This window comes from Streptomyces longisporoflavus, from assembly GCF_014649775.1.
GTDB lineage: Bacteria > Actinomycetota > Actinomycetes > Streptomycetales > Streptomycetaceae > Streptomyces > Streptomyces longisporoflavus.
Genome location: NZ_BMTR01000070.1, coordinates 1 through 9,971 on the forward strand (window position 1 = coordinate 1; position 9,971 = coordinate 9,971).

General features: G+C 70.1%; 8 protein-coding genes. 3 read left to right on the forward strand and 5 right to left on the reverse strand.

What is annotated here, in order from left to right; genetic code table 11:
• The first annotated feature begins 316 nt into the window (after positions 1-316).
• The gene (locus IE226_RS42940) at positions 317-1,093 is read left to right on the forward strand and encodes a hypothetical protein (protein WP_229871965.1); all 777 of its coding nucleotides are present in this window, start codon (positions 317-319) and stop codon (positions 1,091-1,093) included.
• Here IE226_RS42940 and IE226_RS42945 read toward each other — a convergent pair.
• The 5 genes from IE226_RS42945 to IE226_RS42960 all read right to left on the reverse strand — a co-directional run bounded on the left by IE226_RS42945 (position 992) and on the right by IE226_RS42960 (position 7,736).
• Positions 992-2,131 carry an AraC-like ligand-binding domain-containing protein gene (locus IE226_RS42945; protein WP_190086974.1) on the reverse strand — a complete coding sequence of 380 codons (1,140 nt, stop codon included), beginning with the start codon at positions 2,129-2,131 and terminating at the stop codon, positions 992-994. The two genes, IE226_RS42940 and IE226_RS42945, sit on opposite strands and share 102 nt — an antisense overlap.
• Positions 2,132-2,399: 268 nt before the next feature.
• Positions 2,400-4,667, reverse strand: coding sequence for an ATP-binding protein (locus IE226_RS42950; RefSeq protein ID WP_229871966.1), 2,268 nt, complete (start codon positions 4,665-4,667; stop codon positions 2,400-2,402).
• A 504-nt stretch (positions 4,668-5,171) separates the two neighbouring features.
• Positions 5,172-6,410 (reverse strand): FUSC family protein, encoded by a 1,239-nt coding sequence (locus IE226_RS42955; RefSeq protein ID WP_190086979.1) that lies wholly within the window; start codon positions 6,408-6,410, stop codon positions 5,172-5,174.
• Between the two features lie 320 nt (positions 6,411-6,730).
• Positions 6,731-6,859, reverse strand: a complete 129-nt coding sequence (locus IE226_RS44995; protein WP_268251328.1) for a hypothetical protein — start codon at positions 6,857-6,859, stop codon at positions 6,731-6,733.
• Positions 6,860-6,947: 88 nt separating this feature from the next.
• Positions 6,948-7,736, reverse strand: a complete 789-nt coding sequence (locus tag IE226_RS42960) for an SDR family oxidoreductase (RefSeq protein ID WP_190086976.1) — start codon at positions 7,734-7,736, stop codon at positions 6,948-6,950.
• A 122-nt stretch (positions 7,737-7,858) separates the two neighbouring features.
• On the opposite strand from IE226_RS42960, the gene IE226_RS42965 reads away from it, so the two are divergent.
• Positions 7,859-8,497: a TetR/AcrR family transcriptional regulator gene (locus tag IE226_RS42965; protein ID WP_190086977.1), complete on the forward strand. Its 639-nt coding sequence runs from the start codon at positions 7,859-7,861 to the stop codon at positions 8,495-8,497.
• A 359-nt stretch (positions 8,498-8,856) separates the two neighbouring features.
• Entirely contained in the window at positions 8,857-9,504 is a 648-nt protein-coding gene (locus IE226_RS42970; protein WP_190086978.1) for a dihydrofolate reductase family protein, read from the forward strand.
• The last annotated feature ends 467 nt before the right edge of the window (positions 9,505-9,971 follow it).

The following is a 9,971-nucleotide window of genomic DNA, read 5'->3' on the forward strand; positions in this document are numbered from 1 at the left end:
ACCCCCACACAGCAGATCATCCAACCGCCGATACCTCACGGCCAGAGTTCAAAGACAACTACTTAGAGGTCGTTTTCACCAACAGAGTCTGTTTGCTCCCAACAAGTACCTGTGACCAGGGGCGCTTTAGCGGGCTCGAGGTGTCGACGTGATCCACGAGCCGTACGGGAGGCCCGACTTGCCGGTCTCATCCCGCAACGCCTGTCTCATTCCTAGGAGTGCAGGGATTCCCTCTTGGTCCGGCGGCAGCGTCCGCGGCTCCGGTGCGCGAGAGGCGTGAGTTAAGAAATAGGCCATTTGAGGTGTCGCAAACCAGATGAAAACGACCTCTTACAGCCGCCAGATCGCCCGCATCGGCCCCGACGGCCGGGTAAGCGTCCTCGCCACCCTGCCGAAGCCGCCGGCGGGCTCCGTCACCCCGGCCCTGTCCTCACCGTTCCTCGGCGGGATCGTGCGGGCGGGCGACGGGACGCTGTACTTCTTGTACGCCACCGGCAGCAGCGACCTGACCGGCTTGTGGCGCCTGCGCCCTGGAGGCACCCCGCAGCGCATCGCCACGCTCCCGGCCGACGGCCTGCCCAACGGCCTGGCCCTGGACAGGAGCAAGGGTCAGTTCTACGTGGCCGACTCCGTCCTGGGCACCGTCTGGCGCGTACCGGCCGCCGGAGGCAAGCCCGTCAGGTGGTCCGACGCACCCGAGCTGGCGCCGGCGGGGTTCCTGGGCGCCAACGGCCTGAAGGTCCACCGCGGTGCCGTCTGGGTGTCCAACCTGGACAAGGGCACCGTGCTGCGCCTCCCGATCACCCGGCACGGCGCCGCCGGTCCCGTGGACACCCGCGCACGCGGCCTCCTCAACATCGACGACTTCGCGTTCACCGGCGGCGACACCCTGCTGGCCGCGATCAACGCGGACAACGAGGTCGCCCTGGTCCGTCCGGACGGCCGTCACCGCGTCGTGATGACCGCGGCCGACGGCCTGGAGAACCCGACGTCACTCGCCGTACGGGGCGGCAGGGCCTACATCGCCAGCGGCGCCTACTTCACCGACGGCGACCCCAACGTGCTGGCCGCACGGGTCACGTCCCGCCCGTAGATCCGACAGCCGCGTCTGCTGACCGCCGGCCCGGGGCAGCGAGCGACGGAGCGGGACGGCGAAGGTCTTGCTCCTGTCGCCGTTCAACCCGGCGCTCAAACTGCGCCATTCGCGGGGGGAGATGCCGTAAGCGCCGCGGAAGACCCGGCTGAAGTGGGCGGGATTGACGAACCCCCACCGCTGCGCCACGGACGACACGGTCGGTGCGGCCCTCCCGCCGCGGCCCAGTTCGCGGGCGCACTCCTCCAGCCTCCGCCGCTGGATGAGCCGGCCGACCGTGATGCCCTCGCCCTCGAAGAGCCGGTGCAGGTAGCGCACGGAGATGTGGTGGGCCTTGGCGATGCCCTCCGGCGCCAGGGCCGGGTCCCCCAGGTTCCGTTCGATGTGGTCGCGGATGCGCGCCACCAGCAGACCGCGCGAGGTCTCCTCGTCGGCGCCCTCCTCGCGGACTCGCTCGGCCACGAGAGTGGCGAAGAGGTCGACGACGCTGGCGGCCAGCCTGCCCGCGGCCGAAGGGGTGTAGGAGTCAGCGGAGTCGACCAGCGTCGTCAGGAAGGGCAGCAGGACCGCGCCGCACCCCTGCCCGGTGTCGATCGCGGTGCCGGTGACCCGGCGAAGGTCTGAGTCGGGCAGGCCCAGTGCGCGGCGGGGCATGTGGACGACGCGGGCGGAGAACCGTTCCGGGTAGTCCAGCGAGTACGGGCGCGCCGTGTCGTACACCAAGAGGCCGCCCTGCCCCGCGTGGCCCGCGCGGCCGTCCTGGGCCACGGTCGCCCGGCCCGACATCTGGACGGCGATCGCCACGAACCGCTCGGGCGAGCGCGCGATGTGCGACGCCGTCCGGCTGGTGCGGTGCGCGTCCGCCTCCACGGTGGAGACACGGAGGAATCCCACCCGGGCGGTGGTGATCCGGCCGGTGAAGGGGCCGTCGACGTGCGGCGTGACGGCCACGGGGACCGCGTTCTCGGCCATCGCCTCGCGCCAGAAGGCGAGTTGGTCGTTCTGTCCGACCGCGGCAGTGGTCAGCACCAGGTTCATCCGGCTCTCCTCTTGCGTCCGTGCGCCCTGGCGGAGACCTCGGATCCGCAGCGCACAAGGATCCGGGGCAGAGCCGGTGCCGTGAAGCGGCGGACGGCCGGTGCCTGGTCATGCGCGGATGTCCGGACGACAACGCCGCCGCCCGGTTCCTCCGCCATGGCCAGACAATCAGGGGCCAAAGCCTGACTCCAGGCAGAAAGCAGGCAGAAAGCCGTACGGCGACGGCCTCGGGGAACGCGGCTCGGGAAGCGGTTCGCCGGGCGGTCCCTCAGCGGGTTTCGAGGCGGGCCAGGGCCTCGCGCGCGTCGGCGACGCTCTGCGGGTCGGCGCCGGGGCCCACGGCGACACAACGGCGGAAGACTTCGCATGCCTCCGTCGGCCGTCCGGCGTCGAGCAGCACCGTGCCCAGTCGGTGGAGGTGACGGCTCTCCAGAGCCTCGTTGCCGTTGTCGTGGTACATGTCGATGGCGCTGTGCAGATGCGCCAGGGCCTCGTCCCATCGCTCCAACTGCGCATACGTGCTGCCCATGTTCGAGTGTGTTTCGAGGCGGCCCATCGCGGCGATGTGGGGTTCGAGGCGGTCGCCGATGTCCTCCAGGAAGGCGAAGAGGCGCCGGTAGGCGGCGAGAGCCTCTTCGGACCTGCCCTGGTTCATGAGGCTGACGGCGTGGCTCTGCTTGGCCTGGAGGCTTCCGTGCAGATCCCCGGCGGCTTCGAACAGCTCCGCGGCCTGACGGATGTCCTCGTCACTGGAGGGGTGGTCGCCGAGTCCCCGGAACCCCAGGGCCCGATAGTTGTGGGCCCACGCCTGCTGGGACGCGTCACCCGCCCGCTGTGCGGCGGCGAGGGCCTCGGTGGCGCGGGCGATGGCGTCGCGCGGGCGTCCCTCGCACACGCTGAGGGCCCAGGAATGGTAGTTGAGCTGAGTCGCTTCGATCAGCGGATCGTCCAGCGCCCGCGCTGCTCGCGCGGCGGTGTCGAAGATCTCCGGCCAGTGCCCCCAGAAGATCCACTGGTCGGAGAACCAGTGCAGCGCCTCGGCCACCTCCACCACCGTGGTGTGCTCGCCGGCCGCCGCAGCCGCGCGCAGAGCGGTCAGCCAGTTGACGCCCTCGCTCTTCAGCCACCGCAGCGCCTTGTCGGCCGAGGACAGGTCGACCGTCCCCTGCCAGTCGGCGGGGGGTGCACCGTGGTCGGGTTCGAACCAGCGGCCGGCCACCACGGCGGTCTCCAGCAGCCAGTGGTACAGGTCCGTGCGGGCCCGGTGGATGTCCTCGGCGCTCTCCTCGGCCGCCAGCCGGGTCCGGGCGAACAGGCACAGCAGGTCGTGCAGGCGGTAGCGGTCCCGCTCGGTGCCAAGCAGCCCGGCCTCCACCAGCTCTTCCAGGGTGTCCTCGGCGTCGAACAACGGCTGCCCGGTCAGCCGGGCGGCCGCGGGAGCGCTGCTCTCCGGCCCCGGGGTGAGCGAGAGGCGCCGGAAGAGGCGGGCGGCCGTGGGGGTGAGCTGACGGTAGGACAGGTCGAAGGCGGCCGACACCCGTACATCGCCCGCGGCCAGTGCGTCCAGGCGCCGGTCGTCGAGCGCGAGACGGTCGGCCAGCCGGCGGATCGACCAACCGGTGCGCGTGGCGAGCCAGTTGCCCGCCACCCGAAGCGCCAACGGCAGATGCCCGCAGTGCCGGGCCACGTCCGCGAGGGCGTCCGGGTCCGCCGCGGCACGCTCCGCTCCGACCAGGGCGGTCAGGAACGTGGCGGCCTCCCGCGGAGTCAGCTCGCCCAGCGGGAGGCGGTGCACGCTCTCAAGCCCCGTGAGCATGCGGCGGCTGGTCACCAGGACCATCCCGGCGCCGGCGCCCGGCAGCAGCGGGCGCACCTGGGCCTCGTCGCGGGCGTTGTCCAGGACCAGCAGAACCCGCCGGTCGGCCAACAGCTGCCGGTACAGCCCGAGGTGGCCCTGCGGTCCGGCCTTCGCCAGGTCCCGGTCGGGCACCTGGAAGGTTTTGAGCACTCCGAGCATGAGCTCGGCGGGCCCTGGCGGCTCGTCGTCCATGCCGCGCAGGTCCAGCACCAGCTGTCCGTCCGGGAACCGGTCAGCGAACTCCCGGGCGGCATACAGCGCCATCGTGGTCTTGCCCGTACCCGGCGGCCCGGACACAGCGACCGCCACCGGCTGGGCGGGCCCGTTCCCGGGCCCGCCCTCTTCCCCGGAGGAATGCCGGGCGGCGGCCAGTTCCGCGAGTTTCGTCAGTTCCGCGAGCTCCTGCTCCCGGCCGACGAAGTCATCGATGCCGCGGGGGAAGGCCCGTACGCCCGCGGGGCTGTATCCCGGGCTGCGGCTGGCCCGGGCCACCGCCAGCAACCGCTCCCGGTCCGCCTCGCTCAGTCCGAGACCGTCGGCGAGTGCCGCCACCGTGCGCCGCTGGGGAGCCGCCCGGCGCCCCCGCTCCAGGTCCCCGATGCCGCGCACGCTCACGCCCGACGCCTCCGCCAGGCCCTCCAGGGTCAGTGAGGCCGCCAGCCGAAGCTCCCGCAGCACAGCCCCGAACGCAGCTTGCTCGCCGCCCACCCGACCCCCACCCCTAGCGCCATGCCCGCGCCGAACCCTTGGAGCATGGTCACGGAAATTCTATGAGATGTCCGCATCACTCTTGACACACGACCGGGGCGGGGGGTGACGGGCTGACGAAGGACAGCTGGACGTGTCGATGCTTGTCCCGGGCGATCTTGCTCATAACGATGAGCCGGCGGCTCAGCACAGGAAGTATGCCTGTCTGCTTCAAGGCACCACAGTCGTAGTCGTGGCGCGCGCCGGGGGCGTGTCCGGGGCGAGGGCGGTCAACAAGCCCACCGGTAGTGGGAGCGGTAGATCGTTATCTGCTCGCCGCCGACTTCGGCGCTCTGTGCTTCCCGGATGTCACTCGGTTCGGCGGCTCTGAAACTGACGGGTCCAAAGCGCGGCCCAGCAGGTCGGCATAGCCGTCGGCCGGCGCCCCGGGGCCGCTGCACCCGTCAGTGGAGCCCGCATGCACGTGGTGCGGCCTCAGGCCTCCACGGCCGGCCTGGGCTCCGTGCCGCTCTCGCCGCGCAGCCGACGGCGCAGCGCCGCGAGCCGCGGGTGGCGCTCGCTGACATCCGCCGAGCGGCGGTCCAGTTCCTGCATGAGGCGCTCGGTGCGTTTGTCGAGGTCCAGCTCGTCGAGGATTCGGTCGATCTCGGCGAGCAGCGCGCCGTGCAGTTGCCACTGCCCGGGGTGCTCCTGCACGTCCTCCAGCAGCATCTCGGCGACCCGGTCGCGGGTGAGCCGGCTCGTGGCCAGGGCGGCGGTCAGCCGCTCCTCGGCCTGCTCCCCGTTGGCGGCCACCTGGGTGGTGATCAGCCGGGCGAAGCTCTCGATGGCCTCGGCCAGTTGCTCGAACAGCTCCTGGAGGCCGGCCGACACGTCCGGCGGAAACAGCGACTCCTCCGCACGGAACTTCGCCAGATCGGTCAGGCTCCGGGTAAGCACCCGCAACACCACCGCGCAGATCTCCAGGGTGTCAAGACCCGTCCGTAGCACCACCCGGGACAGCAGACCCTCCCGTACGCGCGGGTTCATCCGCAAGCTGTCCTCCGCCTGCCGCAGCGAGGCATCGACCTGCACGATGTCGTGGTCAAGGCGCCTCGCCTCGTGCAGCCGGGCGGCCGCGTGCGGGAAGGGGAGATGGCCCTCGGCGATCTCCGCGCCCATGGTGCGGAACACGCGGCCCATCCCGCGCGCCAGCCCGTCGATGGATGCCCCCGCCGACTGCGTCCACACCGGGGGTGCGAACAGCAGGTTGAACAGCAGGCCCACCCCGGCGCCGATCAGCGTCTCCAGCACCCGGTGCCAGGCCGCCGACGCGGCCTGGGAGACGCCAAGAACCAGCATGGCACTGATCGCGACCTCGGGCACGAACTCGTTCACCCGCACGAAACGGCCGACGATCAGCGAGGAGAAGATCGTCAGTCCCAGACTCCACCAGGTCAGCCCGACCAGTGTCGTGAAGCCGATGGCGATGAGGACGCCGACGATGACCGAGTTCACGCGCCGGATACCGGTGGTGAGGGTCGCGTACAGGGTGACCTGAACGACCAGGAGCGCGGTCAGCGGGGCCGTCAGGGGAGCGGGCTGCGGGGGAAGGACCATCAAGGCGACGACGAAGGAGATGACGGCGGCGGCCGTGGAACGCAGCGTCTGCGCCGCCACGGGTTCGGTGGTCCGCCGCACCAGTTTGATCACGGGTGCTGATACGTCCGGCATCACATTCAGGTGCCCGATCATGAACCCTTCACCACACTCCAGCACCAGGAACCCCCCAGACGCCGTTCTGCACCGACCGTCAGTCGGCGTCGCCCCACGCGCCACCCGCGAACCGGTCGCCATCACCGACCACGGCCAGACCATCGCCATACGGGTCAGCCCCGCGGACGCCCTCCAGCTCCGGGAGATGCGTGCCCTGGCCGCCTACCGCGACCGTCAGGCCGGGCGAGAGCGCCGGTGTCCCGCACGACGAGGCGTACCGCCGCATTTTCGGCGGAGCTGAGGCGTGAGCTACCAGGTCATCCGGGAGCCCGAGGCCCTCACCCCTCGCCGGCCACCCTCGGCCCGCGGGCGCGTTCGGCAGCGCCGACGTGCTGCGGATCCACGTCGGGGTCTACCGCGTTCTGTACGAGATCGACGACGACCGAATCCGTGTCAGTGTGATTCACACAGCCTGCCGTCATCGCGAGGCGAGATCGCGGCGCCGTGAACAAGTTGGGCGCCCGCGACCGCACGCTCCGTACTGCAATGCCACCCTCAAGCTGCGATGTCGACTTCGGGTTGGAGTGCGGGGCCGAGCAGCAGGCCCCCGTCCAGGACGAATTCCGAGCCCGTGGCGAAGGATGCGTCCCGGGAGGTGATGAAGAGCAGCAGTCGGGTGATGTCAGAGGGTTCGGCGAGGCGGGGGATGGCGAAGGGGGCGGGTGAGTAGACGTCTGCGATGGCCGGCTGGCCCGGGACGGTGGGTTCGTTGATCAGCGGTGTGGAGACGACGCCGGGATGGATGGAGTTGACCCGGATGTTGTCCCGCCCCAGCTCCAGCGCGGCCGTCTTGGTCAGCCCGCGCACGGCCCACTTGCTGGCGGTGTAGGGGGCGTAGAAGGCCGTGCCGATGTGGGCCATGGTCGAGGCGATGTTGACGATGGTCCCGCCACCGCCCCTGCGCATCGACGGAGCCACGGCCCTGATGCCGAGGAACTGGCCGGTGACGTTGACGGTGAAGGTGTGCTCCCAGGTGCGCAGTTCGGTGTGCTCGATAGGGGCCGCCGGGTTCTGGACTCCCGCGTTGTTCACCAGGATGGTGATCGGCCCGAAGCGGCCTTCGGCTTCTCGCACCGCCGCCGCCCAGTCGTCCTCGCTGGCGACATCCAGGCGAACGGACAGAGCCCGATGACCGAGCTGAGCGGCCAGGTCGCGGCCGGCGTCGTCGTCGCGGCCGGCGATGACGACGTTCGCCCCCTCGGCGTGGTAGCCCTGCACATGGCTGCTGCCCATGCCCCCGCTGCCGCCCGTGACGATGACGGTCTGGCCCTCAAAGCGTCCCATGATGCTTCCTTCCAGGCTCACATTAGTGGTGAGTCGAGTGGCTCACCTCCTCTCTCAAAGTAAGAGCAGGACTAGAGGTGAGTCAAGCGACTCACCTCGCAGCTGGGGGCATACTGGAGGACATGACGGCACAGCCCTCGGAGTACCACCGGCGCGTGGCAGCGCAGAAGCGGACGTCCATCATCGAAGCGGCGACGAAGCTGTTCCTCGACTCCGGCTACGACGGCACTTCGCTGGCCCGCATCGCCGAGGCTGCCGGGGTGTCAAGGGCGACTCTGTTCAAGCAGTTCGCCACCAAGGCGGCCCTGTTCGAGGCGATCGTCACCGAATACTGGAAGGTCGACAGCGAGGAGGAGCCCCTCCCCGAGCCGGGGAACCTCCGCGCAGGGCTTGAGGCCATCGGACGCCGATACGCGGTTCTTCTCACCCAGCCCGGCATGGCCGCCCTCTTCCGCATCGTCATCGCCGAGGTACCGCGCTTCCCGGAGCTCGGCGAGGCCCAGTTCAAGCTCGGCAAGATGCCCTACTTCGAATCGGTCCGCCGCTACCTGGCAGCGGAGAGCGCCGCTGGTGCGGCCCGGCTCGACGATCCGGAGATGGCGGCGACCCAATTCCTCGGAATGATCTCCAACTACGTGTTCTGGCCGCGGATGCTGCTCGCACGCTGGGAGCCCGACGACTCCGCCATCACCAACGCGGTCGACCAAGCGGTGCTGACCATGCTCGCCCGGTACGGAGCGCCGGGGACCCACCGCGTCTGAGACACCAGCGCCCCAGCACCCCATCGCCCGGACACGGGCCCAGCGGCGCCGGAGCGGTAAGCGGTAAGCGGTAATCAGCGTCGGTGTACTGCGCAACCACCTGACCGGCGGCGCTTGCGGCGCGTGTGAGTGGCGGCGGCCGTCCCGGCAGCCGTACAGCCCTCCCGTCCACGACGGCCGCCCCGCCGACGTGGACGCTTCCTCACGCGCCTTGGAAAAAGTTTCGGGCTGCTGTCGATCCGGCCACGCCCCGTTCGACGTCATGGTGTGCGGCGCCTCGCCGCACGATGACCGATGACCGATGACCGATGACCGATGACCGATGACCGATGATGCGACAGGACCTGACGAGGGAACACGTGGATCAACTGCTGAGAGTCATGAACTTCACCGTCTCGAGTGACGGAATCGGTGCCGGTGAGGACCAGAGCCTCGAGAGTCCGTTCGGCCACGCCATCGACCCGGCGAGACTGTTCGCCTGGGCCGGTGCCACGGCGAGCTGGCCCATGCGCACCGATAGCGGGGGGAGCCGGGGTATCGACGACTACTTCACGCGAGACTTCGCACGCAACGTCGGTGCCGAGATCATGGGCCGCAACAAGTTCGGGCCCCAGCGCGGGCCCTGGCAGAACCATGAGTGGCGCGGCTGGTGGGGGGAGGAGCCCCCGTTCCACACACCGGTGTTCGTCCTGACCCACCACACGCGCCCGTCGTTCACGCTCTCCGACACCACGTTCCACTTCGTCGACAGCGACCCGGCCACGGTCCTCGAACAGGCGCGGGAAGCGGCGCAGGGCAAGGACGTCCGGCTCGGCGGCGGGGTCACCACCATCCGGCAGTTCCTTGACGCCGACCTCGTCGACACCCTGCATGTGGTGGTGTCGCCGGTAAAGCTCGGGTCCGGACTACGACTCTGGGAATCCCCCGATGAGCTGCTCGACCGGTTCCACCTGGAGGTCGTGCCCAGCCCGAGCGGCGTGACGCACCACCTGTTCTGGCGAAGGTGACGCGAGGGCCCACCCGAGTTCAGGCTGCGACTGCGAGGGGGCGTCCGCCCCAGCGGATGCCCCCTCCCTGCGGACGGATGCCCCCTCGCTGCGGATGCGAGGCATTCCCTGCGTTGAGCGGCGTCGAGGTGCATGCCCTCCACGAGGAACCCGGCGTGCCTACCCACCGGCATCAGCTTCCGATCCTGGATAGGACGTGCAAGACGAGTGGGCTCTCCGGACCTCCCGCGAAACGCCCTGGCGCCCTTCTGGCGGCCGCCAGGGCGGTAGGGCAGTTGCGTCGCGAGTCGATGCGCTACACCGGACCCTCGCCCCCGGTCGCATCCTTATAGGTCTTGTGCAGAGAGTTCGCCAAACCCCTGTTCTTGGCTTTAGTGCCCGTTGTTGTATCGATCGTGGCGCCTGGTGACTCGAACGGGGTTCTGAGTCGGGTGGTCTTCTGGTGGCGCGGGCATAAAGGCAGGGCC